Below are 25,754 nucleotides of genomic sequence, written 5' to 3'. Positions count from 1 at the left end.
GGGATGGGGCAGGAGACATGGCATGAGGGATGACGCGATGGATCGGGGGCGCCGCCTTCAACCCTGGTTAAGCCGGATGGGTGATGATGCGTCTGCGACGTGCGTCCCCGGCCCCCGTGCCGGGACGCGCGACGCGCCCTCGAAGGATCGAGCACGCGGCGCAGGCTGTGTGGTGGCGAAAGATTCGCGTTGGCCGGCGTTCGCCGGCCCCCCGGCATGGCGGGCTTCTACCCCCCCGCCGCCATGCCGCCAGGCTTGGGAGAGTGGCATGTCCACGTTGGTGCTCGAGATGCGTGCCGGCGAATTGATGGTGGTGAACGGCGCGTCGCTGCGGTTCCGCAGCCGGACCCGGGTGGAGCTTGTTGCCAAGGCGCGTTTCCTGTTCGGCAAGCAGGTGATGGCCCCGGAGGCGGCGAACACCCCGGCGCGCCGCATCTATTTCGCCCTGCAATGCGCCTATGTCGGGCCCGAGGAGGATCGCGAATCCGCGATGGCGGATGCGCATCGCCTGGTGGCGGAGTTCCAGGAGGCGACGACATCGTCGATGGCGCGGCAGCTGCTGGAGCGTGCGCTGGCGATGGCGGAGCAGGATGAGTGGTACCAGGCGCTGCGGCTGGTGCGGCATGTGATGCGGCATGAGGCGACGGTGCTGGGGCTGGATGTGCAGACCGGCCTGCCGATGCCGATGGTGGGCGTGGCCGCCGCGGCGCAGGCGCATACGCAGGCCCAGATGCAGGGGATGCGGCCGCACGCCGACTAGATTTCCCGCCGTGCCGGACGGGGCTTTACGCAAGCTTCATCCCCGGCATGGCAGGATGTGGGAGAAGGCCCGCGAAGCGCGGGTCTCCGGCCGGAGGCGGGGGCGTCGTCGCGACGCCATGCGCCCGGCCCCGTGAGGAGGGAGGCAAAAGGCCGGCCTGACCACGGAACGCCTGTCGAAGGAGATGGGGACGATGTCCTCCGTCAACACCAATGCCGCCGCCATGGCGGCGATCCGCTCGCTGAACAATATCGGCAAGGACATGGGGAAGACCCAGCAGCGGATCGAGACGAATCTGCGCATCAGCAAGGCGGATGACGATCCCGCGGTGTTCGCGATCTCGCAGAACATGCGCGCCGACCTCAACGGCATGACGGCGGTGAAGGACAGCCTGAAGTTCGGCAAGTCCGCGCTGACAGTGGCGCGCGACGCCGCGACGCAGATCTCCGACGAGCTCGGCCGGCTGAAGCAGACCATGACGCAGGGCCAGCAGCAGGGCCTGGATGCGGAGCAGATCAACAACCAGATCACCAACGCGCTGCAGAACATCGACGCCTTCGCGCGCTCCGCCACCTTCAACGGCGTGAACCTGCTGGTGAACGGCCTGACGGTGGAAGGGGTGACCAACACCTCCGTCGACATCGTCCGCGACATCTCGGGCTCCGTCACGTCGGTCCAGGGCACGGACAGCACCTCGGGCGGGCTCGACCTGACGGGCCTGTCCGTCACCTCCGCGGCACGCACCGTGACCTTCGACGACACGCTGGCGCCCGCGAATGGCGAAGTGCTGACCGTGACGGTGCAGCGCGACCTGGACAATGACCCGACGACGGCGCTGGAAGACGTGGACCTGGTGTTCGAGTTCAGCGACGGCTCCGCCGCGCTCGGCACCACGCCCGACCCGAACGTCCGCGTCTTCGACGTGCAGTTCGAGGCGACGGACAGCCCGCTGACGCGCGTCACCGCGCTGATCACGCGCATGAAGGAAGCGGGCCTCGATGCCGGCCTGAACAATGAGGGTGAGCTCTACATCCGCGGCAATTCGGAGGATGTCACCACCGACATCACCGGCGCCACGGTGGAAGCCGCGCCGGCGGCGGGCACGGGCCAGGATGAGGCGATCGCGCTCGTCGAGGGTGCGATCGACCTGATGGGCACGCGGCTCGCGAACCTCGGCGCCAATATCCGCCAGGTGGATGGCCTGACGACCTTCACCACCCAGCTGAACGACTCGATCAAGGAAGGCCTCGGCGCCCTGGTCGATGCGGATCTCGCGGAGGAAAGCGCGCGGCTGACCAGCCTGCAGACCAAGCAGCAGCTGGCGACGCAGTCGCTCTCCATCGCCAACGAACAGAGCCAGTCGCTGCTCAGCCTGTTCCGATGATCGGCTGAGGCGTCGTCCAAGGCGGCGGGGGCGGCGATGGAGCCGGCGCCCCCGCCGCTTCTGTCCAACCGGAGGGATCATGAGCGCAGCGCGCTACGCCGCCACCCAGAACGCCCACGCGCATCCGCGCGACATCGAATTGCGCGCCTTCCGCTACGTCAACGGGCTGATGGCCGCCGCCACCGACACAAGGTCCCGCGCCGTGGCGCTGGAGAAGGTGCACCGGCTGTGGTCGATCCTGATCAGCGACCTCGGATCCCCCGGCAACAAGCTGCCGCCTGCGCTGCGCGGGCAGCTCATCTCCCTCGGCCTCTGGGCGCAGCGGGAGACGGATCGGCGGCTGGATGACGGCGGCAGCCTCGATCCGCTGATGGCGCTGCATCGCGACCTGATCGAGGCGCTGGAAGCGCAGCGCGCCCTTCCCGCGGCGCCGGCCCCGGCCAAGGCGCCCGGCACCGTGCTGCACTTCGTTCCGGGCATGGCGTGACATGCTGCCCGGCCTTGGCGCGCTGACGGCCTTCGCCGTCGCACAGCGCGAAGGCGCCAACCTCGAAGCGCGCTTCGCGACGCGCGCCGACAACAAGGCGGCGATGGAGCGCTTCCGCGACGCCGCCTCGAAGCATCGCGATGTCGAATCCCTGCTGAAGGACCGCCGCACCCTGCAGGTGGTGCTGGAAGCCTTCCAGCTGGAAGGGGAGATCGACAAGCGCGGCATCCTGCGGAAGATCCTGACCGAGGACCCTACCGCGGAAGGCAGCCTGGCCAACAAGCTGACCGACCGGCGGTGGCGCGAACTCGCCGCCGCCTTCGCGACGCGGGAAGCGAGTGCGCTGACCACGACGCAGATCGCCGCGCTGACGACGATGCAGGTCGCGTCCCTCACCGCGAAGCAGGTGGCGGGGCTCAGCACGGAACAGGTGCGGGCGCTCTCCAGCAGCCAGGTGGCGGCGCTGTCCACCACGCAGCTCCGCGCGCTCGGCAGCGCCGCGATCTCCGTGCTCGACCTGCCGGATGTGCGCGCGCTGGGATCGACGCAGGTCGCCGCGCTGCGGCCCAGCCAGGTCGCGGCGCTGACGCCGCTGCAGGTGGCGGTGATCGATCCCGCGGAGGCTCGGCAATGGGGCGCGGCGCAGATCCGCGCCCTCTCCTCCGCCCAGATCGCGACGATGGGGACGGAGCAGGTGGCGGCGCTGTCCACCACGCAGCTGGCGGCGATGAGCTTCGACCAGTCCCGCGCGCTGACCACGCGGCAGGTGGCCGCGCTCGGCACCGCGCAACTCGCCTCGCTCAGCCGCGCGACGCGGGCGGGCGACGAGGCGGTGGAAGCCGCGGCGGCGGCGGAAGCGAGCGCCGTCTCCCCCTTCGGCGCCGATCCGAAGCTGCTCGACCGCGTGGTCGCCGGCGCCATCACCAACCGCTACGAGAAGGCGATGGGCGATGGCAATGCGGGGCTGCGGGAGGCGCTCTACTTCATGCGCAACGCGTCGAAGGTGACGACCATCGTCGGGCTGATGGAGGACAAGGCCATGACCGCGGTGGTGCGCGGCGCGCTCGGCCTGCCGGAGAGCTTCGGCGTGCTGGATTTCGACCAGCAGAAGACGCTGCTGACGCAACGGCTCGACATCACGAAGCTGCAGGACACGCGGGAGGTGGCGAAGCTGGCGCAGCGCTTCCTGGCGCTGTCGGCCGGCACCAGCAGCAGCGGCAACGGCGCGGTGATGGCGCTGTTCGGCGGCAGCAGCGCCAGCACCATCGCCACGCTGTCCACCAGGCGGATTTCCTTTACCGCCTGACGCCGCCGCAAGCGGCGGCGGGGCACCGCCTGATCACGCGCCAGGCGGCGGCAAGGCCCCGCCTCAGCGGGAGACGTCGACCTGCGGCGCGGGCTCCGGCTCCGCCTTGGGCTGGTCGCGATAGGCTTCCAGCTCCTTCGGCGTCGGGATGGACAGCGACACCTCTCCCACCGAGTCGCGGAACTCGATCACCACCAGGCTGAGCGCGGGGTCGATTCGCAGCCGGGGGTTCGGCATGGCCGGCGCCGATTCGGCCGGCGCCGCGGGCGCCGAGGACGGCGCCTGGCTGCGCGGCTGCGCGATCGGCGTCGCGGCGGCGGCGGGGCTGGCGGGCTGGAGCAGTGAGGTGCTCATGGCGGAATCTTCCGGGAAGCGCCCTCCTGGCGGGATCGGCCGTCCCTGGCGGGGCGGCGGCAGGCAACCGGAACATGGGATTTCCGGCGGCACAGCCCACCATGCGACACAGCCGCTACAGAAGCGTTAAGCGCGACCGAAACAGTGCCTCGTCGTGCGAGATTTCCTCTTGCATCGCGACGGGCGGCCTCCCCACGCGGCGGTTTGACCGCGGGCTGGCCCGGGTGGATGCTGCACCACGGCAAGACCGGTCGTTCGTGGCACCCTCCCCCTCCCCCCCTTCCGCGCCAGACCCCGCACCCGCTGCCCGAGCCTCGCCCGGGCCGATCGCCTATCTGCTGACGGCGCTGGCCGCGGCGGGCGGGGGCGCGTTGTTCTCCCTGCTGCATATCCCGCTGGCCTGGATGCTGGGCGCCATGGCGGCGACCGGCGTGCTGGCCTGGCATGACCGCGCGGCGGTGGCGCCGCCGCTGCGGCCGGTCGGCCTCGTGTTTCTCGGCCTCGGCTTCGGGCAGACCTTCTCGCCCTCCGTGCTGGCGGCGCTGGCCACGGCGCTGCCCTGGCTGGTGCTGGCAGCGGTGCTCAGCATCGTCGTCGGCGCGCTGGTGGCGCAGGCCTTCGCGCGCATGGCAGGCACGGATACGCGCACCGGCTATTTCGCCGCCGTGCCGGGCGGCGTCATCGTCATGGCCGTGCTGGCGCAGCGGGCCAATGTCTCCGTCCCCGCGGTGACGCTGGCGCAGACCATCCGGGTGATGCTGGTGGTGGTGATCTTCCCGCCGCTGATCACCTGGCTGGCGCCCCGCGGCGGCGCCGGCGCCTTCCTGGCGGAACGCCCGCCGGTGGAATGGCTCGGCCTGCTGGCGCTGATGCCGATCGGCTTCGGGGCGGCCTTCCTGTTCCGCCTGCTGCCCATCGCCAATCCCTGGATGCTCGGCCCCTGCGCCATCGTGGTGCTGATGGCGGCCTTCGACATGCTGCCCTCCGGCGTGCCGACCTGGATGGTGAATCTCGGCCAGATCGGCATGGGGGCCAGCCTGGGGCAGCGGCTGAACCGGCGCTTCATCCTGAGCTCGCGGCGACTCGCGCTGGCCTCCGTCGGATCGACGCTGCTGCTCTCCGCCATCCTGGCCGCGGTCGCGGTGGGGCTGGCCTGGGTCTCCGGCCTGCCGGTGACGGCGGCGATGCTCGGCATGGCGCCGGGGGGCATGCCGGAGATGACGATCACGGCCAAGGCGCTCGACATGGCGGTGCCGCTGGTGCTGGGCTTCCACCTGGTGCGCACGGTCGCCTGCAACCTGCTGGTCGATCCGATCTGGCGGGTCGCAGTGAAGGTGGGGCTTGCGAAGTAGCGCCTACCCCGCCCGCCAGTTGAGGCGGCGCAGCAGCCATTCGCGATAGGCCAGGGCGATGTCGGGCGCCGCGCAGAGCGTGGAGGAGAGCATCGTCGCCTCCGCCGCGCCGACGCGGCGCGCCCCCTCATCCGCCGGTTCCTCCGCCCAGCGCTGCGCGGCGCCGCGCCACAGCGCCACCACATCGGCGGAGGTGAGCTGGGGCAGCACCACCAGCGCGCGGGTGCGCATGGCCGCGCCGGCGGCGCGGGCGGCTTCCAGCAGGTCCGGGCGGTGCGGGTCGGGGATCAGGTCGCCGAGGGAGGGGATTTCCGGCGCCAGCGCATCCCGCCCGCCGCCGGCGGCATCGAAGGCGAACCAGGGGGTGAGGCCGAGCGCGGCGGCACGCGGCCCCGGCGCACCCCCGCAAAGCACCAGCGCATCCACCTGGCCCTGGCTGACGGCCGCTTCCGCCGCCGCGCCGGACAGGCCGAAGACCGGCGCCGCGCGCCGGCCGAGCAGATCGAGCGCCAGCAGCGCCGCCGCTTCCGGCGCGGCGGGGCCGGGGAGTGCGACCCGCAGCGGCGTGCCATCCGCCGGCGCCCCTCGTCCCGCCACCACCGCCGCCTGCAGGCTGGCGCAAAGCGCCGGCCATTGCCGCGGCTCGTAGCGGGCGCGGCTGTCGCCGACGAGTTGGGCCTGGGCAGCGAGCCCCGGCAGCAGCAGCAGCACGCGGCCATCCGGCGCGGTGGAGGAGGCGAAGCGGTTGGCGGCGGTGATGCCATCCGGCCCGCCGAGCACGGTGACTCGCAGCGCCGAGGCCTGCACCAGGCCCCGGGCGAGCGCCGCGGCGGCGCGGCCGGCCATGCGGGCTTCCGGCCCATCCTCCGGCCCCGGCGAGAGCAGGATCGCGGCCTCCGGCACGGGCGTCGCGGCCAGGACAGGCCGCGCGGCAACGCCCAGCGCCGCCAGAAGGCCGGCGCCGGCGAGCCCCCTTCGGGTCGGGTGCGTGGTTCCCATCCCCCTCGGCCTCTCCATCGGGCGCCACCTAGCCGTCGGATTAAGGCGCAATCGTGGCAAGCTGCCAGCCCACCCCAGGTGGGCAGGGTCAGGATCGCGCCGTCGCGGCCTGTCCGATACTGCGGGTCAGCGCCTGGAGGCTGCGTTCCACCAGCGCCGGCAGGCTTGCCAGCAGGGCATCGACGCGCCCCTGGTCCCGCGCCCGGGCGGCGTCCTCCAGCGCCAGCGCCGCCTCCCGGAGTGCCGCCGTGCCGAAGGTGCCGGCGGCGGCCTGCAGGGAATGCGCCTCCTCCTCCAACGCGGCCAGGTCGGGGCGGGCCAGCAGGCGGCGGAGGCGGGATTCGGTCTCCGCGACGAAGATGGCGATGAGGTCCGGCAGGCGGCCGGGGCCGAGGGCGCCGCGCAGTTCCTCCACCGTCTCCCGGTCCAGCAGCGAATGGGCGGGGCCGGGTTCGGGCGTCGGGGTGGGACGGCGCGGGCGGCGTTCCATCAGGGCATCGACGGCGCGGACCAGCCCCTCCCGGTCCACCGGCTTGGCGAGATGCGCATCCATGCCGGCAGCGAGGCAGCGTTCGGCATCGCCCGGCATGGCGGCGGCGGTGAAGGCCAGGATCGGGACCTGCGCGGCCTCCCCCTCCAGCGCGCGGATCATGGCCGTGGCAGCATAGCCATCGAGGCCCGGCATCCGGACATCCATCAGGATGGCGTCGTAGGATCCCCGCGCGGCGGCGGCGACGGCCTCCGTGCCATCGGTCACGAGGTCCACCCCGAAGCCCGCGCGCCGCAGCATGGCGGCGGCAACGAGCTGGCTCGCCTCCCCATCCTCCGCCAGCAGCACATGGCCGCGGGGCGCGGCGGGCGCGCGGCGCGGGGCGGAGGTTCCAGGCGCCGGATCGGGCGCGATGGGCAGCAGCGTGGCGGGGCCGATCCCCTCCGGCTGGTCCGGCGCGGCGACCAGCGGCAGGTCGAAGCGGAAGACGCTGCCGGCGCCGGCCTCGCTCTCCACCGCGATGGTGCCGCCCATCAGCCCGACCAGGCGGCGGCAGATCATCAGGCCGAGGCCCGATCCGCCATGCCGCCGCGCCGTGCCCGAATCCGCCTGCTGGAAGCGCTGGAACAGGCGGCGGCGCAGCGAGGGGGAGATGCCGCAGCCGCTATCCTGCACCTCCACCACCAGGCGATCGCCGAATCGGGCCAGGCGGATCTCCACGGCGCCGGCGGCGGTGAACTTCACGGCGTTGTCGGCCAGGTTCAGCAGCACCTGGCGCAGCCGCTGCGGATCCGCCACCACGCGGCGCGGCAGCGCCGGGTCGATCACCGCGCGCAGCCCGATCCCCTTCTCCGCCGCCGCCGCGGCCTGCAGGGCCAGCACGTCCCGCACCGGCTGGTCGAGGTCGAAGGGAATCGCCTCCAGGATCAGCTGCCCGGCCTCGATCCGCGAGAGGTCGAGGATCTCGTTCACCGTCCAGAGCAGCGTATCGCCGCAGCGCCGCGCGGTATCGACATAGGCGCGCTGCTCCGCATCGAGCGGCGTGTCCGTGAGGAGCGAGAGCGTGCCGAGCACGCCGTTGAGCGGCGTGCGGACCTCATGGCTCATGAAGGCGAGGAATTCGGATTTCTCGTGGCTGGCGCGCTCCGCGGCACGGCGGGCACGCTCCGCCGCGCGCTGGGCGGACCGGGCGGCGGCCTCCGCGGCGACGCGGTCCGTGACGTCGTGCTGGATGCCGAGGATGTGGCGCAGCCGGCCCTCGGCATCGAGGACGGGGGAGAGGTGGAGTTCGTTGACGAAGCGGCGGCCGTCGCGGCGGTAGTTGACCAGGCGGATGTCGAGGGGCCGGGCCTCCCGGATCGCGGCGCGGATGGCGGCGATGGAATCGGGGTCCGTGCCCGGGCCCTGGAGGAAGCGGCAGTTGCGGCCGATGACGGCCTCCGGCGCATAGCCGGTGATGCGGTGGAAGGCCGGGTTCGCGAAGACGATGGGGCAGTCCGGCAGGGTCGGGTCGGCGATGACGATGCCGGTGGGCGCGGCGGCGGCGGCGGCGGCCAGCACGGAAGGGAAGCCGGCCGCCATGAGGACGGCTGGCGGGGCAGCGTGGTCCGGGATGCCCGCCGCCGGTCCGGGGAGTGATCCGGCGGCGGGCGACAGTCTGGCCGGCGTTTCCGGCGGCGGGTCCGATTCCGAACCCGCCGGCGGAGGCCGGCTAGTCGTCGTACTGGATGAGCGCTTCGAACGGGACATCGAGCCGGCCTCTGCCACCGAGGAAGGTCAATTCGATCAGCGCCGCGGCGCAGGGCACGACGGCGCCGGCCTGGCGGAGCAGGGAGATGCCGGCCGCCATGGTGCCGCCCGTCGCCAGCAGATCATCCAGCAGCACGACGCGCTGGCCGGGCTGCACGGCATCCGCCTGCATCTCGATCCGGTCGGTGCCGTATTCGAGCGCGTAGCTGAGCCCGATGGTCAGGCCCGGCAGCTTGCGCGGCTTGCGCAGCATGACGAAGCCGAGGCCGAGTTCGAGGGCGAGCGGCGCGGCCACCAGGAAGCCGCGGCTTTCGATGCCGGCCAGGACCTGGGGCTGGTGCGGGCGGATGATGTCCGCCATCCGCGCCATCGCCGTGCGCCAGGCGGAGCCGTGCCGGAGCAGGGTGGAGATGTCGTAGAACAGGATCCCCGGCTTCGGGAAATCGGGGATGCCCCGGATATGGTCCTTCAGGTCGATCGCGGGATCGGGGATGAGGCGCGTGCCATCGGTGCCGGGGAGGCCGGAAGGGGGGAGGTTCTGGTCAGCCATGCCTGTGGTCGTGTGCTCCGGGATGGGGGCGCAAGACCGTGGGCCACCGCGCGGGGTGCGCGGATGGCGGGCGAGCCTGTGCCTTCCTCGGGGGGCACGCTACGCCCGGGGGGCTGGCCGCCGCAACAGCAGGATGGAGTCGCGCGCGATCACGCTGGCTGGGGGCTTGGCGGATCGGCAGGCGCGGTCCACATCGCCGCCATGTCCCGCACCCCCATTGCCCTGCTCATCGGCCTGGTCGGCTTCGCGCTCTATGTGATGGCGGTGGTCGCGCTGGCGGACCATGTCCTGCCGCTGCACTGGGTGCTGCAGTTCATCTACTTCACGGTGGCGGGCATCGCCTGGGCCTGGCCCGCCAAGCGGCTGATGTTCTGGGCGGCCGGCGCACGGTAGGCGCCGGCTTTTTCTTAGGGAGATCGGCGCGCGGTAGCGAACCGGCGCGCTGCCGCGCGCCGGCCCATGGTCCCGGCCTCAGAAGGGGCGGCTGAGCGTCAGGGTGAAGCGGTTGTCGCAGACCTTGGAGCCTCCGAAGCAGTCGCTGGCGACGCCATTCCGCTCCGTCGACAGCGTGTTGTAGACGCCGGTCACGGTGCCGATGATGCCGCCCACGATCTCCCGCGACACGGAGAGCGAGAAGTACCCGTAGTCGATGGCGCCGAAATAGCCGTCGCGGCTGCCGCCGGCGGGAACGATGTTGCGCTCCACCCATTGGTAGCCGACGCGCGGCGAGACGGTGAAACCGTAGTCCAGCGCCATGTCGAAGCCGCCTTCCAGGTAGTAGGCGGCGCCGGATTCGCCGGTGAATTGCGGCGACCAGGCCGCGGTGGCCACGAACTTCATCGGCGCGATCTCGTAGCTCGCGCGCAGGGCGAATTCGTAGAAATCGAGGTCGAAGCCGCCAGGCGCCGCGGAATAGCCGGGATAGGCGTAGTAGGTGGCGCCGAGGTCGAGCTTCAGGTCGCCGATCGCGAAGCGGTAGCCGGCGAGCAGGTCGAGTTCCTGCCGTGCATTGGTGCCGGCGAAGGCGACGTTGCTGAGGAAGGCGCCGACATAGACGCCGCTCGCATGCTCGACATCGAGGGTGAGCTGTGCCGCGGGGCGGTTCCGGGTCTGGCTCAGGCCGCGGAACAGGTAGTCGCTGGTGATGGCCGGCGTGGTGGTGACCGTCAGGCCGAGGCTGTCGATGGCCTGTTGGGCCTGGGATGCCTGGGGGGCAAGCACGATGCCGCCGAACAGGGCGGTCGCGGCGAGGAGGGAGACGCGGAGCATCGGACGGAGCGCCTTCTGCGGTTGCACTGCAGCAGGCCTTGCAAACCTGGCGCCACGACAAGGTCCGCGCACCCTTCCTCAAGATTTCGTGCTCGAATCAGTCCACAACCCCATGAAAAAGGCGGCGCCCCCCGGGGGACGCCGCCTGCCACGCTCCGAAGAAGGGCCGCGGATCAGAAGGGACGGCTGAGCGTCACGATCGCCCGGCTGTCGCAGGTCTTGCTGCCGCCGAAGCAGTCGGACCGGCCGCTGGAGTGCGTCATGCTGTTCCACACCACCATGCCGGTGCCGATGAAGCCGCCGAAGATCTCGCGGGAGACGGCCAGCGACAGGGTGTAGTAGTCGGGCGCCCCGAAATAGCCGTCCCGGCTGCCGGCGGCGGGGACGATGTTGCGCTCCACCATCTGGTAGCCGAGGCGCGGCGAGATGGTGAAGCCGTAGTCGAGCGCCATGTCGAAGCCGCCCTCGAGGTAGACGGCGCTGCCGGATTCGCCCGTGAAGTTGGGCGACCAGGCGGCGAGGCCGACGAACTTCACCGGGGCGATCTCGTAGCTCGCGCGCAAGGCGAGCTCGTAAAAATTCAGCTCGAAGCCGCCGCGCGGGGCGGTGTAGCCGGGGTAGCTGTAGTAGGTGCCGCCCAGGTCGAGCTTGAGGTCGCCGAGCGCGAAGCGGTAGCCCGCGCTGTAGTCGACCTCGCTCCGGGCATTGGTGCCGGCGAAAGCCACATTGCTGACGAAGGCGCCGACATAGACGCCGCTGCTGTGCTCGGCATCCAGCGTCAGCTGCGCGGCGGGGCGGCCACGCGTCTGGCTGAGGCCGCGGAACAGGTAGTCGCTGGTGATGGCGGGGGTCGTGGTGACCGTCACGCCGATGCTGTCGATCGTGGTCTGGGCGGTGCCGGCCTGGGGCGCCAGCAGGATGCCGCCGCAGAGCGCCGTGGCGGCCAGGATGAGGTTACGGGCCATCGGGAGGCTCCTCGAAGGGGATCGGTCCCGGTTCCATTAGCAGCACCACACGATCGCGCGAGGGGCAAAGTTCAACGTTGTGTTGAATTCATGCCGCATAGTTGCACCGATGCATCGCACAATCGTCACATCCGCAGCGGATTGCCCAGCTTCTGGGCATCGGCACGAAAAACCCCGCCAGACGTCAGTCTGGCGGGGCTTCGGCGCCGCGGCCTTGATGGTCGGAGTGAGAGGATTCGAACCTCCGGCCCCTGCGTCCCGAACACAGTGCTCTACCAGGCTGAGCTACACTCCGGTGGGGCGCGGCGAGGTGGGCGCTATAGCGAAGCCCCCAGGGCCCGACAAGGGGGGGTATCCCCGCCGGCGGTCAGGCCACCGGCGCAGCCGGGCCCGAATGCTACGAAATGCGACAAGGGCGCCTGACCGTTGCGCCGGCACTTCGATGCTGCCAGCCTTCCAGCCCTCCGATACCGGAAGGGATGGACGGATGCGTTCTTGGATGCTTGTGGCCGGCGTCGTGCTGGCGGTGGGGACGGCGGCGCCGGCCTTCGCGCAGGGCGATGTCATCGCGGAACGCCGGGCCGGCTTCCGCATGCTCGGCCAGACGATGGAGGCCTTCACCCAGGCGGTGAACCAGCGCGGCGATACCCGTGCCCTGGCGCCGCGGGTCGACCAGATGACGGCCTTCATCAACAGCCTCCCGAACCGCGTGCCGGCCGCATCCCTGACGCCGCCGCAGCCGCAGGGCACGAATGAGGGCCAGACCCGCGCGCTCGCCGCCATCGATGCGGACCGCGCCACCTTCGCGACGCGCGCCAGCGCCGCCGCGGCCGCCTTCGCCACGCTCAAGACGGCCGCGGAAGCCGGCACCGTCACCGCGGATACGCTGCGGACGGTGGGCGGCACCTGCGGCGCCTGCCACCAGCCCTTCCGCGCCCGCTGAAGGCCCGAAACGCCTCACTCTGGCCGTGCGGGCGCGCGGCCAGATGAGGCGTCGGAGCCTGTCAGCCGAAGCCGCCCACGGCACCGGCCCCCAGCCCCACCACATACCAGACCAGCCCCGCCGCCGCCGCCAGCAGCGCGAGCGCCAGCAGCGGATGCCCCATCTTCGGCTGCGGGCCGCTGTAGAGCACCGGGATCTTGAGATCCCCCGTCACCATCGGCCCCACCAGGTTCTGCCCGCGCAGAACGCGGTAGGCGATGATCGCCAGGATGTGCAGCACCGCCGCGGCGACGATCACCCAGAACAGCCTGAGATGGATGCTGGTGGCCCATTCGCTGTCCGCCTCGCTGACCAGCATCGAGAGCGGGCCATGCTGCGAATAGGTGAAGCCGGGATCGTGGTTGGCGAAGAGCCCGGTGCCCGCCTGGGTCAGCAGCAGCAGCAGCAGCACCAGCACCATCCAGCCGCCGGCCGCATTGTGGCCGATCTCCACGCCGACCGGCCGCTGGCGCAGATGGCCGAGGTGGCGCAGCGCCTCCAGCGGTGACTTGAGGAAGTTCCGGAACCGCGCGGTGTGGGATCCCACGAGCCCCCAGGCGATGCGGAAGACGATCAGCGTCAGCATCGTGTAGCCCGCCAGCAGGTGCAGGTCCCAGCGATCCGTCTTGGCCGTCCAGAAGGAGAACGGGATCAGCAGCACGATCGACCAGTGCACCAGGCGCACCCAGGGGTCCCAGACCTTGAGGCGCCGCGTGCCCGGCCCCGTCCCCGGCCCGGAATAGGCCCTGCCCCGTGGTGTCGTATCCGCCATGCCAAAAGCCCGGTGTCGTTGTCCGCGGGATTAGGCCGCGCCGGGGCGCCCCCCGCAAGTTTCGTTGCGTGACGGGCGCGCCCATCGCCGATTGCGCCCGGGCGGTGGATGGCGGCAGGAAGGCGGCATGGATGGATGGATCGTCTGGCCGGGATTCGTGCCGGGACTCGTCGCGCTGGCGGTATCGGCGGCCATCGCGCTGGGCGGGCGCGTGGCGCGGCGGCCGGTGCTCGCGGCGCTGGCGGCGGCGGCCGGGCTGCTGGCGGGGTGGTGGTGGACCATGGGTCTGGTGACCGCCTCCCCCCGCCAATTGCCGGAACGGCTGCCGCTGCTGGCGGCGGCGCTGCTGCTGCTGGCCGCGCTGGGCGGCATGGCGGCGCGGCGCGGGCGCTGGGTCGCCCCTGCCGCGGCGGGGATGGGCGTGCTGGCGACGGGATGGTGGATGGGGGGCGCACCACGGACCGTGGCGGATGCGCTGGCCGCGCTGCCTGCTCTTCTCGGCGTGGCCGCGCTGGCGGCGCTGCTGCTGCGTCGCCCTGCCGCCTGGTCCGCCCCGGCCGCGGCGCTCGCCCTTCTGGCGGCGCTGGTGCTGGCGCGGCTGCCGGGCCCGGCGGTGGTGCTGGGCGTGGCCGCGGCCGGGGCGGCGCTGGGCGCCCTGGCGGGTGGACAGGCCGGGCGTGGATCGCCCGCGGCGGCAATGCCGCTCGCGGCCGGCATGGCGGCGCTGGCCGCGCTGCCGGTACTGGCGCGGGGCGCGCCGGCCGATTGGCTGGTGGCGGCGGCGCCGGCCTCGGTGCTCTGGGCAGGGGCGCTGGCGGGGCTGCTGCCATTCCTCAGGATGCCATCCCCCGTCTCGGCGGGACTGGCGGCGCTCGGCTGCCTTGGGGGGGTGTGGCTTTTGCGTTGACCAGTTGCAGCGAAATGATGGTTGCGCCTCATAGGCCCTTGTGCCGACGCGACTTCACGCTCTAGTTACGAAGACATGAAGCCCAGCGGGCGTGTCCTGTTGATCGTGGCCATGGCCGCTGGTGGCCTGGCCGCTTACGTCGCCAGCGAGTTCGCATCGCAGGAGCCGATGCGGGTGGCGACTCCGCGCCCCCCGGCGCCGCCGGAAACGCGGCCGGTCCTGGTGCCGCCGCCGGCCACCCCCGCGCCCCCGCCCCAGGCCAGCCTCCCGCCCCCGCCCGCCCCCGCGTCACCGCCTGCCGTGGCCGCGCTGGAGCCGCCGCGATTCGACGTGGCGCGGGTCGGCGCACGCGGCAATGTGGTGGTCGCCGGCCGCGCCGCGCCGGGGTCCGAGGTGCTGCTGCTGGAGGATGAGCGGGAGATCGGCCGCACCCGTGCCGATGCCCGCGGTGAATGGGTGATCCTGCCCGCCGACCCGCTGCGCCCGGGCACCCGCCAGTTCAGCCTGCGCGGCCGCCAGGGCGGCGCGGAGATCGCGGGTCCCGACGTCGTCGTCGTCGTCGTGCCCGACCCCGCCGTGGTGGCGGAGCGCGAGGCGCGCGAGGCGCAGGAACGCGCCGAGGCGACCGCCCGCGCCGAGGCCGAGGCCCGCCGCCAGGCGGAGGAACGCGCCGCGGCGCTGGCGCGGTTGGAGGAGATGGCCCGCCAGGCCGCCCTGCAGGCGGAGCGCGAGGCGCGGGAGGCTGCGCAACGCGCCGAGGCCACCGCGCGCGCCGAAGCCGCCGCCCGGGCCGAGGCGCTGGCGCGCCAGGAAGCGGAGCGCGAGGCCGCCGCGGCGGCCCGCGCGGCCGATGAACGTTCCCGCGCCGAGGCCGCCGCGCGCCGGCAGGCAGAGGAACGCGCCGCGGCCGAGGCCCGCGCCGCCGAACAGGCCGCCCGCCTGGCCGCCGAAGCGCGCGCCGCCGAGGAAGCCGCCCGCCTCCAGGCGCAGGCCCGCGAGGAAGCCGAGGCGCAGGCCCGTGCCGCGGAGGCCGCTCAACGCGCGGCCGCGGCCGCCCGTGCCGAAGTCGCGGCCCGTGCCGAGGCCGATGCCCGCGTCGATGCGGCGATGCGCGTCGCCGAAAGCGCTTCCCGCGCCGCGGAGGCCAGTGCCCGCGCCGCGGAGGTTTCCGCCCGCGCCGCCGAGGCCGCCGCCCGCGCGGCGGAGGTCGCGATCCGCCAGCAGACCCTGGCGCGCGCCGATGCCGAGGCTGCCGCGCGCGCCGAGGCCAATCGCCGCGCCGAGCAGTCCCGCCAGGCGGAGGTCGCGCGCCAGGCCGAGGAGGCGCGCGCCGCCGCCGCCCGCCAGGCGGAAGCCGCGCGCGCCGCGGAGGCTGCGCGCCGCCAGACCGCCCAGGCCGCGCCGCCGCCGGCGCCGCAGCCGCCGATGGTGGTGCTGGTGCCGGGCGCCCCCAACGCCACGCCGCGCATCCTGCAGACGCCGACCGGGCCCGCACGCCGGGGCCTCGGTCTCGATCTGGTGGATTACGACGACACCGGCAGCATCCGCTTCTCCGGCAGCGCCACGCCCGGCGCGCCGGTGCGCATCTATGTCAACGGCGTCCATGCCGGCGATTCGCGGGCGGATGAGCAGGGGCGCTGGGAATTGTCGCCCCCGACGGCGCCCGCCATCGGCCGGCACCGCGTGCGGGTGGACCAGCTGGCGGCGAATGGCGCGGTCTCCGCGCGGGTCGAACTGCCCTTCCAGCGGGAAAGCGTGCCGCAGGGCGAGATCCCCGAGGGCCGCGTCATCGTGCAGCCCGGCAACAGCCTGTGGCGCCTGGCGCGCGCGGCCTATGGGCGCGGCGTGCTCTACACCATCATCTACGAAGCCAACCGCGACCAGATCCGCAACCCGAACATGATCTGGCCGGGTCAGGTCTTCACCCTGCCGCCGCCACCCCCGCCCCCGGCGCCCAGGCCAGCGGCCCGGCCGGCATCGAGGCCGGCGGATTCTAGCCGGTCCAGATAGGGATCGAGCGCGAGGGCGAAGGCCACCATCGCCCGCACCAGCGCCGTCGCCGTCACGTCGCCCTGCCGCGGCAGGGCCGCCTCCAGCCTCACGCGATGGTCCGGCAGCAGCTTCAGCCGCCAGCCCTCCGGCAATTCCGGCGCAAGCTCCCCCAGCGCCGCGAAGGCGCCGGGGCGGACCTCCGCCCGCTCCGCGGTATAGGGGATGGCGCCGGCCTGGACGGTCAGGCTGACCTGGCCGTCATCGAAGGTCGCCTCGCAGTCGCGGCCGCGCCATTCGAAGCGCATCGCGGGCTGGCGATGGGGGGTGAGCGACCCGTCCTCGGCGACAAGGAAAGGACCGTGCGTGAGGTGTGCCATGGCCCTATGTTGTCCGGATAGAGTGAACGGACCATAAGCGCCCGCATGAGCCTGATCTCCAGCTTCCGCCTCGTCCTCGCCAAGCCGCATCCGGCGGGGCGACCCTTCATCTATGGCGGCGTCGCCGTGGCCGTGCTGGGGGGGTTGATCCTCGGCAAGTGGCTGTTCTGGCCCGGCGTCGCCTTCACGCTGTTCTGCCTCTACTTCTTCCGCGACCCGGAGCGCGTACCGCCGCCCCGGCCCGGGGTGGTGATCGCGCCCGCCGATGGGCGCGTCGTCATGGTGGGGCCCGCCGTGCCGCCGGCCGAGCTCGGGCTTGGCGACGTGCCGCGCTGGCGTGTCTGCATCTTCCTCTCGGTGCTCGACGTGCATGTGAACCGCGTGCCGGTCGATGGCGTCGTGACGCGCATCGCCTACCGCCACGGCGCCTTCCTCAATGCCAGCCTGGACAAGGCGAGCGACGACAACGAGCGCAACGCGCTGGCCATCCGCATGCCGGATGGGCGCGATGTCGCGGTGGTGCAGATCGCCGGGCTGATCGCGCGACGCATCCTTTGCCATGTCCGGGAGTTGGACCAGGTGACGGCCGGCGACCGCTTCGGGATCATCCGCTTCGGCAGCCGCACCGATGTCTACCTGCCGGAAGGCGTCAGGCCGCTGGTCGCCGTGGGCCAGCTCATGATCGGTGGTGAGACGGTGGTGGCCGATCTCAACGCCACGACGGGAACGCGCGCATGAGCGACACTGGCCCCGGTTCCGGTAACCAGGGCACGCCCCGCCGACCGCAGCCGCTGCACCGGTTCCGCCGGCGCTTCCGGCCACGGACGCGGCCGCGCTTCGATGGCCAGTCCTTCAACCGGCTGATCCCGAACATCCTGACCATGCTCGGGCTCTGCGCCGGGCTGGTCGCGATCCGCTTCGCGATCGACGGGCGCTGGGCGCCGGCGGCGGGGATGATCGTCGTCGCCGCGGTGATCGACGGGCTGGACGGGCGGCTTGCGCGGCTGCTGAAGGCCACGTCGCGCTTCGGCGCGGAATTCGACAGCCTGGCGGATTTCCTGAGCTTCGGCGTGGCGCCGGCGCTGGTGCTCTACCTCTGGTCCATGCAGGCGGTCGGGCCGCTGGGCTTCGTGCCCTGCCTGATGTTCGCGGTCTGCTCCTCCCTCCGCCTCGCCCGCTTCAATGCCTCGCTCGACATCGGGCCGGCGCCGAAGCCGGCCTATTCCTACAACTTCTTCACCGGCGTGCCGGCGCCGGCCGGGGCTGGCTGCGCGCTGTTCCCGCTCTTTGCCGGGCTCGCGCTTGGCGAATGGGGGTGGGAGGGCACGGCATCGGTGGTGCGCCACCCGATCCTGGTGGGCATCGTGCTGGTGACGGTGGGCGGGCTGATGGTCTCCACCCTGCCGACCTGGTCCTTCAAGAATTTCCGGGTGCCGCGCGCGGCCATCCTGCCGCTGCTGCTGGGCGTCGGGCTCTATGTCGCGATGCTGGTGGCGGAGCCCTGGGCGGCGCTGGCGGCGGGCGGGATCATCTATCTCGGCATGCTGCCCTTCTCCCTCAAATCCTACCTGACCCTGAAGCAGGAGGCCGAGGCGCTGATCGAGCAGGTGCCAGAGCCCGCCAACGGCCGGCCTTGATGCCGGCGCCCGCCGCGCCACCTGCCGCCTGATGGCGGAGGGCAGGCGGATGGCGAAGGCGGTCTGGAACGGCGCGGTGATCGCGGAAAGCGACGCGGTGGAACGGGTGGAAGGCAACCTCTACTTCCCCCGCGCAGCGGTGAAGCCGGAATTCCTGCGCGACAGCAGCCAGACCACGGTCTGTGGCTGGAAGGGCACGGCGCGCTACCACGACATCGTCGTCGATGGCGCAACCAATGCCGCCGCCGCCTGGTACTACCCGGACCCGAAGCCGGCGGCCGCAAACATCCGTGATCGGATTGCCTTCTGGCGCGGCGTGACGGTCTCCGACTGATCGTCCTGCAAACCGTTGCATTGCCCTGACCTTCCCCCTGCGGCAGGCTGTCGCCGCCGGGGAAGGAACGGGGAGATTTCCATCATGAAACGTCTGATGGGCGCGGCGCTGGCCGCGCTGTGCTTCAGCCTGCCTGCCTTGGCGCAGGACGCCGCGCTGCTGGCGCGGGGCAAGCACCTGGTCGAAGTCACGGGCGCCTGCGGGAACTGCCATACGCCCATGGGGCCGCAGGGTCCGGTGGCCGGCCAGACCCTGGCCGGCGGCACGGTGTTCGACGAGCCGCCCTTCCGCGCCGTCGCCTCCAACATCACCCAGGATCCGGAGACGGGCATCGGCCGCTGGACCGATGCGCAGATTGCGCGCGCGATCCGGGAGGGCATCCGCCCCGACGGCCGCATCATCGGCCCGCCCATGCCGATCGGCCTCTATCGCGGCCTGTCCGATCGCGACCTCGCGGCGATGGTGGCGTATCTCCGCACCGTGGCGCCGGTGCGCAACGCGGTGGAGGCCAGCGTCTATCGCATCCCGCTGCCGCCGGCCTATGGCCCGCCCGTCACCAGCGTGCCGGACCCCGCGGACAATCCGGTGGCGCGCGGCGCCTACCTGGCCAATGCGGTCGCGCATTGCATGGAATGCCACACGCCGATGGTGGATGGCCGGAACGACTTCAGCCGGATCGGCGGCGGCGGCATGGAATTCCGCGGCCCCTGGGGCGTCTCCGTCGCGCGCAACATCACGCCGCATGCCAATGGTATCGGCGGCTGGACGGACGCCGAGATCATCCGCGCCATCACGACCGGCGTGTCGCAGAACGGCCGACCGCTGGCGCCGCCCATGGCCTTCTGGGCCTACCGAAACATGACGCCGCAGGAGCTGTCGGACCTCGTCAGCTACCTCCGCAGCCTGCCGCCCCAACCTTGAGGACGCAGCCTTGAGAGTGCGCGGCACCCTGCCCCTGATGGTCGCGGGACAGCCCGTGACCATCACCGGAGGCCCCTTCGACGCCATCCCGGACGGCGCCTTCGGCGTCTGCCTGGAAATGCAGGCGGAGAAGGCCTGGCTCGCGGATGTCGCGGTGCCGACGCCCGATTTCGGCCTGCCGGACCCGGCGGTGCTGCGGGCGGCGGTGGGCACCGTGCTGGCGCAGCTGGAATCCGACCCTGCCCGGCCCGTGCATATCGGCTGCCGGGCGGGCATCGGGCGGACGGGGCTCTTCATGGCCTGCCTCGCCAAGGCGGCGGGGGTGCCGGGCGATCCGCTGGACTATGTCCGGGCGCATTACCTGGCCCATGCCGCGGAAACTGCGGAGCAGCAGGCCATGGCGCGGGGGTTCACCTGGCCCAAGGACGAGAAACCCTGAGGAGGCGCCCGCTCTGGCAGGCGGCGCTGGTCTCGGCGCTGGCGGGCGCGGCCTTCTCGGCGCTCGGCGCGCTGGGGCTGCTCGGCCTGCCGGGCGCGCTGCTGGCGGTGGCGACGGAGCCGCTGCTGCTGGCGATCTGGCCGGCGCCCGAGTTGCTGCCGCGCGATACCTCCTGGCCCTTCTTCATCCTCGTCGCCGCCTGGTGGGGGGCCTCTGTGCCCCTGGCCTGGCTGGCGACGCGGGGGCTTCGGGGCTGGCGACGGGCGCTGGGATTCATCGCCGCGATGGCGGTGGGTGGCGTGGTGACGGCGGTGGGCGTCTACGCCGTCTTCATCCGGCCGCTCGTCTGACCAGCCTGCCATCGATCAGCAGCAGCCCGGCGCCGATCACGACCATGCCGGCGACCTGGCGGGGGGAGAGCGCCTCCCCCAGCACCGCCCAGCCCAGCAGCAGGGCGGAGACGGGGACGAGCAGGGTCACCAGCATGGTGTTGGTGGCGCCCGCGCCGGCGAGGATCGCAAAGAACAGCGCATAGGCCAGCGCCGTCGCCACCAGGCCGAGGGCCAGCAGCGCGAGCACGGCCTCCAGCGGCGGGGCGGGCAGTGCCCAGGGTTGGTCCACCAGCACGACCAGCGGCAGCATCAGCAGCGCCGCCGTCGCGCATTGCCCCGTCGCCGCCGGCAGCGGCGCGAGCCCCACGCGCTTCACGCGGCGGGACCAGACGCCGGACAATCCATAGGAGAGGCAGGCGCCCAGGCAGAGCGCGATGCCCAGCGCCTCCCCGCCTCGCGTCAGGTCGAAGGCGGCCGGCCCGACCAGGATGCCGACGCCGAGCACGCCCGTCAGCGCCCCGGCCAGGCGGTTCGGCGTCAGCCTTTCGTCATCCGCCAGCCAATGGGCGCAGAGCACCGCGAAGACCGGCGTCGCGGCATTCACCACGGCGGCGAGGCCGGAGGGGATGAATTGCAGCCCCGCGACGATCAGGGTGAAGGGGATGGCGTTGTTCAGCAGCCCCATGCCTGCGCAGGTGGTCCAGGCCTGGCGGCCCCGCGGCAGACGCAGCCCCATCGCGACGCAGGCCAGGCCCAGCACCAGCGCCGCCATGGCGGTGCGCGCCAGGACGATGGTGAAGGGCGGGAAGCCGCGCAGCGCGACCGCCATGGTGAGGAAGGAGGTGCCCCAGGCCAGCGAGAGGGCGATCAGCAGCGCCCAGAGGCGGGGGGTCATGGGACCGGGCATGGGTCGCGGTGTGGCGCATGCCGGGGACCCGCGCCATCCGGCCGTTGCGCGGGTCTGCCCCCTCAGGCGTAGAGGTCGAGCAGCCGCTCCGGCACCCCCGCGGCGCGGGCGCCAGCGACCCAGCCGGGTTCCTGCCCTGCCGGCTTCGGCGCCGGGCCCTGCTCCGGCCGCGCCGGATCGATGCCGCGCTCCGCGCGCGCGACATCGGCGCAGTCCCGGCAGGGATAGCCGTTGACGATTTCCATGACACAGCATGGTCGCAGGCAGGGATGAAGGCGGGGTGAAGGGCGGGCCCCCGATGCGGGGAAGGCGCTGCCTTCCCCGCACCCCATCCGCCAGGAGGCAGAGCCTCCTGGACCGTCATCAATTTGATTCCAGTGCCAAAAACCCGGCGGTCCAGGGTCGCCTTCGACCCTGGCGAGGGGGTCCAAGGGGGAGCAGCGCTCCCCCTTCGCGCCCTCAGAAGCCGAACTTCTCCAGCGCCGCCGCGTGCCGTGCGATGGCCGCCGCCGTCTGCTCGCGGATGGTCGCGACATCGGCCTCCGGCATCGCCACCAGCTGGTAGAGCCGCCGTTCCGTGGGCGTGCCGCGATGCACGCCGGGGGTGACGTAGAAGGGCGCTTCCTCCGTCACTTCCGCGATCTCCTTGGCGGAGAGGGAGGCATCGGCGGGGGCGCGCTTCACATACCATTGCCGCAGCAGCGCCGGCTGGCCATCCAGCAGCGCCAGCGCGCCCTGGTTGCCGTGGTCGATGCGCCAGCGGTTATGGGTCACTTCCTCGAGGGAGATGTTCATCTCCATCCCGCCCACCTTGGCGCCCCATTGCGTGAAGCCGTCGCGGCGGCCCGGGCCCATGGGCTTCAGCCGCGGCCGCTGGCGCGCGGGGATGGCCTTGTCGTCGAAGGCCTTGCCCCAGAGCGCCAGCAGGCGGTCGATTTCCGCCGGCGTCTCGATCGCGCGGAGGCTGCGCGGTGGTTCCTTGCTCATGTACGCCGCGTGCCCACCACGATTCCCTTCGCTTTCAACTCGCTCACCTCATCCGCCGTGAAGCCGTGGCGGGCCAGGATGTCGTCACCATGCTCGTTGAACCGCGGCGGGGCGGCACGGGTGCCGCCGGGCGTGCGGCTCATCTTGATGGGGGTGCCGAGGCCTTTATAGGCGCCGAGCTCCGTCACCATCTCGCGATGCGCGGTATGGGCCGCATTCATCGCCTCGTCCACATGCAAGACGGGCCCGGCCGGCACGCCGGCCTTCAACAGGCGCTCGCAGAGGTCGTGGCCGTCCTCCGCCGCCAGCCGCGCTTCCAGGATTTCCGTCAGCGTGTCGCGGTTGGTCAGGCGGTCGCCATTGGTGCGGAAGCGCGGGTCGTCGGGCAGCGCCTTCAGCGACAGGAAGTCGCAGAACTTGCGGAAGGCGGGGTCGTTGCCGACCGCCAGGAAGACCTCGCAGGTCGCGGTCCGGTACTTCGAGTAGGGGCTGATGTTGGGGTGCGGGTTGCCGGTCGCCTTGGGCCGGCGGTCATTGAGGAAGTAGTTGGCGGCCTGGGGGTGCAGCAGCGCCATGCCGCAATCATGCAGCGACATGTCGAGGAACTGTCCCTGCCCGCTGCGGTTGCGTTCCTGCAGCGCCATCAGGATGCCGATCGCGGAATAGAGGCCGGTCGCGAGATCGACGATGGGCGTGCCCATGCGCAGCGGGCCGGTATCGGCATTGCCGTTGATGGACATGAGGCCGACCATCGCCTGGATCACGGCGTCATAGCCCGGCAGCGCGCCGAGCGGCCCGTCCGGCCCGAAGCCGGAGACGCGGCAATGCACCAGCTTCGGGAAGCGCTTGGACAGCACCTCCTGGTAGCCCATGCCCCATTTCTCCATGGCGCCGGGCTTGTAGTTCTCGATCAGCACGTCAGCGCCTTCCAGCAGGCGCATCAGGACCTGGCGCCCCTCGGGCTTGCCGAGGTCGAGCGCCAGCGACCGCTTGTTGCGGTTCACGCCGATGAAGTAGCTGGCCGATCCCTCCACGAAGGGGGGGCCCCAGTCGCGGACCTCGTCGCCCTGGGGCGGCTCGATCTTCACCACCTCCGCCCCGTGGTCGGAGAGGATCATGGTGCAGTAGGGGCCACCCAGGACGCGGGTGAGGTCGATGACCTTCAGGCCCGCGAGCGCGCCGGCGGATTTCGCCAGGCCCTTTCCTTCGGTTGTCGGGACGGCATCCGTCATGCGGCAAGCTTCCTCGAGAAAACGCGGGCACAGAAATCGGGGTAGGTTTCCAGCATCTCGTCGCAGACGGGGCCGCGGAGAAGCGCGAGTTCATCCGGCGTCGGGTCCGGCGTCTGCGGAACCTCGGCGGGGGCGTCGAAGTCGAAGCCCGTCGCCTCCCGGATGCTCTCCACCGTCTCGCCGGGGTGCAGGCTGGCGAGGGTGAAGCGCGCGGCACCAGGATCGAAGGTGAAGACGCACTTTCCGGTGACGAGCGCCTGGGCGGTGCCGCGGCGGAACACGCCGGGCTCCGAGACACCGGGGGCGGAGATGTTGTCCACGCGGGGGACCAGGACGCGGGCGGAATGCTCCTCCCGGAACAGGATGGTCCGCGGCGTCATGAAATACATGAAGGCGGAGCCGAAGCTGCCGGGGAAGCGGACGCCTGTGCCGGGCCATTCGCCGGTGCCGACCAGGTTGAGGTTCGCCTGGCCGTCGATCTGCCCGCCGCCGAGGAAGAACAGGTCGATCCGCCCCTGCCCCGTCAGGTCGAAGAGTTCCCGCGATCCCTCCGTGAAGGGATTGCCCGAGCGCTTGTGCAGCAGGGAGAGGCGCACGGGATGCCCCGACTTCCGCACCAGCCAGCAGGCCGCGGCGGGGATGGGGGAAGCGGCGCCGACCGCGATGTGGCGGGCGGGTGGCGCGGCGGGGTCGAGGATCAGGCGCGCCAGCGCGGCGGCCAGGCGTTCCTCCGGCTGGATGCTCATTCGGCTGCCTTCGCCTGGCTCACGTTGAACACGTAGCGGTCGAGGTATTCGCGGAAGCCCGCCTCGGTCTTCGCCATCCGCGCGTATTCCGCGACATGCGCCGCATCGAACCCGTATTCGTCCAGCAGCGCGACCGGCCAGGCGCCGCGCTCGGCGACGGCCACGGCCTCGATATAGGTGCCGCTGATGCAGCCAGGGGCCAGGCGTTCATCCTCCAGCATGTCGCCGGGGACCATGCGCTCCACCGTCGCGATCACGCGCTTCGAGGCATGGGAGAGTGTCGCCAATTCCCGCCGGCGGCCCGTCCAGACATTGCCGGCCTCATCCGCCATCACGCCATGAATCAGCGCGACATCGGGCTGGCGGGCCGGCAGCAGGACGATGGGGTCCCCGCCCCCCGCGAAGGGATTGTCGATCACCATCCAGTCCGGGCGATGGGCCAGGATGTCGGACCCGATCAGGCCCCGCAGCGGCATGAAGGGCACGCCCTTCTCCGCCGCCTGGAGCATGGTGTGGATGGCGGGGCAGGTCGCGTCCCGCACGGTGATGGCACCAGCCTTCAGCGCCTGGGTGAAGCGGGGCGCGAAGCCGGCCTCGCCCAGGCTGACCGCGCTGGTCTCGATCTCCGCCACGCAGCCGGCGCCGACCAGCAGGTCCGTCGCGAAGCCGGAGACGGGGACGCCGAGCAGGCGGAGGTTGCGGGCACCGCGGCGGATCAGCGCCCGGGCCATGGCGACCGAGGGCAGCGAATTATCCGGCGGCAGGGCGACAAGCGCCCCATCGGGCACGCTGGCGGCCAGGCTATCCACGGTGGGGGTCATGTGGAGGCTCCTTCCCGGCGCGGAACCTAGTCCCCTCGGGGCGAGCCGCCAACCTACCCGACGGGCACGGCCGTGCTAGGCTTCCCGGGCGGAATGAAGGGGGACGGCCACGCATGGGTCAGGCAAAGGCACCGGTCACGCTGCACGGCCCCCGCGTGGTGCTCCGCCCCTGGCGGCTGCCCGAGGACCTCGACGCCCTTTTCGCCATCAATGGCGACCCGGAGGCGATGCGCTTCTTCCCCAACGTCCATGACCGCGCGGAAAGCGATGCCTGGGGGGCCCGCATCGCCGGGCTGTTCGGGGACCGCGGCTACGGCTTCTGGGTGCTGGAGCTGAAGGGGGAAGGCATGGTCGGCGTGGTCGGCCTGCAGCCCGTGGCCTTCGACGCCCCCTTCAACGACCCCGCGAAGCCCGAGACCGAGATCGGATGGCGCATCGCGACGCGCTTCCAGCGCCGCGGCCTGGCGGAGGAGGCGGCGCGGGTGGCGCTGGCCTATGGCTTCGGGCCGGCGGGGCTCGATCGCATCGTCGCCTTCACGCCGCCGGCCAATGTCCCCTCCTGGTCGCTGATGGAGAAGCTCGGCATGCGGCGGGAGGGGAGCTTCGACCACCCCCGCCTGGCGGAGGGCCATCCGTTGCGGCACCAGCTGCTCTATGCCGTGACGCGGCGGGACTGGATCGACAGCCGCATCGGGGGGTAAGG

The 25,754-nt window shown here is 72.1% G+C and carries 30 protein-coding genes and 1 tRNA gene; 16 read left to right on the top strand and 15 right to left on the bottom strand.

Features of this window, described 5'->3' with window-relative positions; all coding sequences use genetic code 11:
- The first annotated feature begins 268 nt into the window (after nucleotides 1-268).
- From G3576_RS14980 to G3576_RS14965, 4 genes are all read left to right on the top strand, one after another.
- A complete protein-coding gene (locus tag G3576_RS14980) occupies nucleotides 269-760 on the top strand; it encodes a flagellar biosynthesis repressor FlbT (RefSeq protein ID WP_164695217.1) in 492 nt (163 codons plus the stop codon).
- 193 nt (nucleotides 761-953) lie between these two features.
- Complete coding sequence (locus G3576_RS14975; protein ID WP_164695216.1) at nucleotides 954-2,144, top strand: flagellin; 1,191 nt, start codon at nucleotides 954-956, stop codon at nucleotides 2,142-2,144.
- A gap of 79 nt (nucleotides 2,145-2,223) precedes the next feature.
- On the top strand, nucleotides 2,224-2,631 hold the full coding sequence (locus G3576_RS14970; RefSeq protein ID WP_164695215.1) for a flagellar biosynthesis regulator FlaF: 408 nt from the start codon (nucleotides 2,224-2,226) through the stop codon (nucleotides 2,629-2,631).
- A gap of 1 nt (nucleotide 2,632) precedes the next feature.
- Complete coding sequence (locus G3576_RS14965) at nucleotides 2,633-3,937, top strand: DUF1217 domain-containing protein (protein ID WP_164695214.1); 1,305 nt, start codon at nucleotides 2,633-2,635, stop codon at nucleotides 3,935-3,937.
- A 63-nt stretch (nucleotides 3,938-4,000) separates the two neighbouring features.
- On the opposite strand, the gene G3576_RS14960 is transcribed toward G3576_RS14965, so the two are convergent.
- Complete coding sequence (locus tag G3576_RS14960; protein ID WP_164695213.1) at nucleotides 4,001-4,291, bottom strand: hypothetical protein; 291 nt, start codon at nucleotides 4,289-4,291, stop codon at nucleotides 4,001-4,003.
- A 257-nt stretch (nucleotides 4,292-4,548) separates the two neighbouring features.
- Here G3576_RS14960 and G3576_RS14955 point away from each other — a divergent pair, with 257 nt between their 5' ends.
- Entirely contained in the window at nucleotides 4,549-5,643 is a 1,095-nt protein-coding gene (locus tag G3576_RS14955; RefSeq protein WP_164695212.1) for an AbrB family transcriptional regulator, read from the top strand.
- Nucleotides 5,644-5,646: 3 nt separating this feature from the next.
- Here G3576_RS14955 and G3576_RS14950 read toward each other — a convergent pair whose 3' ends face one another.
- The 3 genes from G3576_RS14950 to G3576_RS14940 form a co-directional block, all read right to left on the bottom strand.
- The gene (locus tag G3576_RS14950; RefSeq protein WP_164695211.1) at nucleotides 5,647-6,642 is read right to left on the bottom strand and encodes a hypothetical protein; all 996 of its coding nucleotides are present in this window, start codon (nucleotides 6,640-6,642) and stop codon (nucleotides 5,647-5,649) included.
- Between the two features lie 88 nt (nucleotides 6,643-6,730).
- Nucleotides 6,731-8,713: an ATP-binding protein gene (locus tag G3576_RS14945; RefSeq protein WP_164695210.1), complete on the bottom strand. Its 1,983-nt coding sequence runs from the start codon at nucleotides 8,711-8,713 to the stop codon at nucleotides 6,731-6,733.
- 130 nt (nucleotides 8,714-8,843) lie between these two features.
- Entirely contained in the window at nucleotides 8,844-9,359 is a 516-nt protein-coding gene (locus tag G3576_RS14940) for an adenine phosphoribosyltransferase (RefSeq protein WP_164695341.1), read from the bottom strand.
- Nucleotides 9,360-9,632: 273 nt separating this feature from the next.
- Here G3576_RS14940 and G3576_RS14935 point away from each other — a divergent pair, with 273 nt between their 5' ends.
- A complete protein-coding gene (locus G3576_RS14935) occupies nucleotides 9,633-9,824 on the top strand; it encodes a DUF2842 domain-containing protein (RefSeq protein WP_164695209.1) in 192 nt (63 codons plus the stop codon).
- A 78-nt stretch (nucleotides 9,825-9,902) separates the two neighbouring features.
- Here the strand turns inward: G3576_RS14935 and G3576_RS14930 are convergent, their stop codons facing one another.
- The 3 genes from G3576_RS14930 to G3576_RS14920 all read right to left on the bottom strand — a co-directional run bounded on the left by G3576_RS14930 (nucleotide 9,903) and on the right by G3576_RS14920 (nucleotide 11,960).
- Nucleotides 9,903-10,700 (bottom strand): TorF family putative porin, encoded by a 798-nt coding sequence (locus G3576_RS14930; RefSeq protein ID WP_164695208.1) that lies wholly within the window; start codon nucleotides 10,698-10,700, stop codon nucleotides 9,903-9,905.
- 173 nt (nucleotides 10,701-10,873) lie between these two features.
- The gene (locus G3576_RS14925; RefSeq protein WP_164695207.1) at nucleotides 10,874-11,665 is read right to left on the bottom strand and encodes a TorF family putative porin; all 792 of its coding nucleotides are present in this window, start codon (nucleotides 11,663-11,665) and stop codon (nucleotides 10,874-10,876) included.
- Between the two features lie 218 nt (nucleotides 11,666-11,883).
- Nucleotides 11,884-11,960: transfer RNA gene (locus G3576_RS14920), tRNA-Pro, on the bottom strand.
- Nucleotides 11,961-12,164: 204 nt separating this feature from the next.
- Between G3576_RS14920 and G3576_RS14915 the strand changes: the two genes are divergently transcribed.
- A complete protein-coding gene (locus G3576_RS14915; protein WP_164695206.1) occupies nucleotides 12,165-12,608 on the top strand; it encodes a cytochrome c in 444 nt (147 codons plus the stop codon).
- Nucleotides 12,609-12,669: 61 nt separating this feature from the next.
- On the opposite strand, the gene G3576_RS14910 is transcribed toward G3576_RS14915, so the two are convergent.
- Nucleotides 12,670-13,419 (bottom strand): cytochrome b/b6 domain-containing protein, encoded by a 750-nt coding sequence (locus G3576_RS14910; protein ID WP_164695205.1) that lies wholly within the window; start codon nucleotides 13,417-13,419, stop codon nucleotides 12,670-12,672.
- Nucleotides 13,420-13,546: 127 nt separating this feature from the next.
- Here G3576_RS14910 and G3576_RS14905 point away from each other — a divergent pair, with 127 nt between their 5' ends.
- The gene (locus G3576_RS14905) at nucleotides 13,547-14,326 is read left to right on the top strand and encodes a hypothetical protein (protein WP_164695204.1); all 780 of its coding nucleotides are present in this window, start codon (nucleotides 13,547-13,549) and stop codon (nucleotides 14,324-14,326) included.
- Between the two features lie 111 nt (nucleotides 14,327-14,437).
- Nucleotides 14,438-16,336, top strand: a complete 1,899-nt coding sequence (locus tag G3576_RS14900; protein WP_164695203.1) for a LysM peptidoglycan-binding domain-containing protein — start codon at nucleotides 14,438-14,440, stop codon at nucleotides 16,334-16,336.
- Here the strand turns inward: G3576_RS14900 and G3576_RS14895 are convergent.
- Nucleotides 16,240-16,695: a hypothetical protein gene (locus G3576_RS14895; protein ID WP_164695202.1), complete on the bottom strand. Its 456-nt coding sequence runs from the start codon at nucleotides 16,693-16,695 to the stop codon at nucleotides 16,240-16,242. The two genes, G3576_RS14900 and G3576_RS14895, sit on opposite strands and share 97 nt — an antisense overlap.
- Nucleotides 16,696-16,740: 45 nt before the next feature.
- Between G3576_RS14895 and G3576_RS14890 the strand changes: the two genes are divergently transcribed.
- From G3576_RS14890 to G3576_RS14865, 6 genes are all read left to right on the top strand, one after another.
- Nucleotides 16,741-17,433 carry a phosphatidylserine decarboxylase gene (locus tag G3576_RS14890; protein ID WP_164695201.1) on the top strand — a complete coding sequence of 231 codons (693 nt, stop codon included), beginning with the start codon at nucleotides 16,741-16,743 and terminating at the stop codon, nucleotides 17,431-17,433.
- Entirely contained in the window at nucleotides 17,430-18,332 is a 903-nt protein-coding gene (locus G3576_RS14885; RefSeq protein WP_164695200.1) for a CDP-alcohol phosphatidyltransferase family protein, read from the top strand. The genes G3576_RS14890 and G3576_RS14885 overlap by 4 nt, the downstream gene beginning before the upstream one ends.
- 49 nt (nucleotides 18,333-18,381) lie before the next feature.
- Complete coding sequence (locus G3576_RS14880) at nucleotides 18,382-18,666, top strand: DUF427 domain-containing protein (RefSeq protein WP_164695199.1); 285 nt, start codon at nucleotides 18,382-18,384, stop codon at nucleotides 18,664-18,666.
- A gap of 84 nt (nucleotides 18,667-18,750) precedes the next feature.
- Nucleotides 18,751-19,587 (top strand): cytochrome c, encoded by an 837-nt coding sequence (locus G3576_RS14875; RefSeq protein WP_207622825.1) that lies wholly within the window; start codon nucleotides 18,751-18,753, stop codon nucleotides 19,585-19,587.
- A 16-nt stretch (nucleotides 19,588-19,603) separates the two neighbouring features.
- Complete coding sequence (locus G3576_RS14870; protein ID WP_164695198.1) at nucleotides 19,604-20,026, top strand: protein-tyrosine phosphatase family protein; 423 nt, start codon at nucleotides 19,604-19,606, stop codon at nucleotides 20,024-20,026.
- A gap of 107 nt (nucleotides 20,027-20,133) precedes the next feature.
- The gene (locus G3576_RS14865) at nucleotides 20,134-20,376 is read left to right on the top strand and encodes a hypothetical protein (protein ID WP_164695197.1); all 243 of its coding nucleotides are present in this window, start codon (nucleotides 20,134-20,136) and stop codon (nucleotides 20,374-20,376) included.
- Here the strand turns inward: G3576_RS14865 and G3576_RS14860 are convergent.
- The 6 genes from G3576_RS14860 to G3576_RS14835 form a co-directional block, all read right to left on the bottom strand.
- On the bottom strand, nucleotides 20,357-21,253 hold the full coding sequence (locus tag G3576_RS14860; RefSeq protein ID WP_164695196.1) for a DMT family transporter: 897 nt from the start codon (nucleotides 21,251-21,253) through the stop codon (nucleotides 20,357-20,359). The genes G3576_RS14865 and G3576_RS14860 overlap by 20 nt on opposite strands.
- A gap of 74 nt (nucleotides 21,254-21,327) precedes the next feature.
- Nucleotides 21,328-21,510, bottom strand: coding sequence for a hypothetical protein (locus G3576_RS14855; protein ID WP_164695195.1), 183 nt, complete (start codon nucleotides 21,508-21,510; stop codon nucleotides 21,328-21,330).
- Between the two features lie 214 nt (nucleotides 21,511-21,724).
- Entirely contained in the window at nucleotides 21,725-22,252 is a 528-nt protein-coding gene (locus tag G3576_RS14850; RefSeq protein ID WP_164695194.1) for a hypothetical protein, read from the bottom strand.
- The gene (locus G3576_RS14845) at nucleotides 22,249-23,484 is read right to left on the bottom strand and encodes a CaiB/BaiF CoA transferase family protein (protein ID WP_164695193.1); all 1,236 of its coding nucleotides are present in this window, start codon (nucleotides 23,482-23,484) and stop codon (nucleotides 22,249-22,251) included. The genes G3576_RS14850 and G3576_RS14845 overlap by 4 nt, the downstream gene beginning before the upstream one ends.
- Nucleotides 23,481-24,230 carry a CoA-transferase gene (locus G3576_RS14840; protein WP_164695192.1) on the bottom strand — a complete coding sequence of 250 codons (750 nt, stop codon included), beginning with the start codon at nucleotides 24,228-24,230 and terminating at the stop codon, nucleotides 23,481-23,483. The genes G3576_RS14845 and G3576_RS14840 overlap by 4 nt, the downstream gene beginning before the upstream one ends.
- Complete coding sequence (locus G3576_RS14835; protein WP_164695191.1) at nucleotides 24,227-25,051, bottom strand: CoA transferase subunit A; 825 nt, start codon at nucleotides 25,049-25,051, stop codon at nucleotides 24,227-24,229. The genes G3576_RS14840 and G3576_RS14835 overlap by 4 nt, the downstream gene beginning before the upstream one ends.
- Before the next feature lie 113 nt (nucleotides 25,052-25,164).
- Between G3576_RS14835 and G3576_RS14830 the strand changes: the two genes are divergently transcribed.
- Nucleotides 25,165-25,752 carry a GNAT family N-acetyltransferase gene (locus tag G3576_RS14830; protein WP_164695190.1) on the top strand — a complete coding sequence of 196 codons (588 nt, stop codon included), beginning with the start codon at nucleotides 25,165-25,167 and terminating at the stop codon, nucleotides 25,750-25,752.
- Nucleotides 25,753-25,754 lie beyond the last annotated feature (2 nt).

Origin of the sequence: Falsiroseomonas algicola, from assembly GCF_011040385.1 — a bacterium.
GTDB lineage: Bacteria > Pseudomonadota > Alphaproteobacteria > Acetobacterales > Acetobacteraceae > Falsiroseomonas > Falsiroseomonas algicola.
Note: the sequence above shows the minus strand (reverse complement) of the source record. Positions and strands in the feature narration are given on the sequence as shown.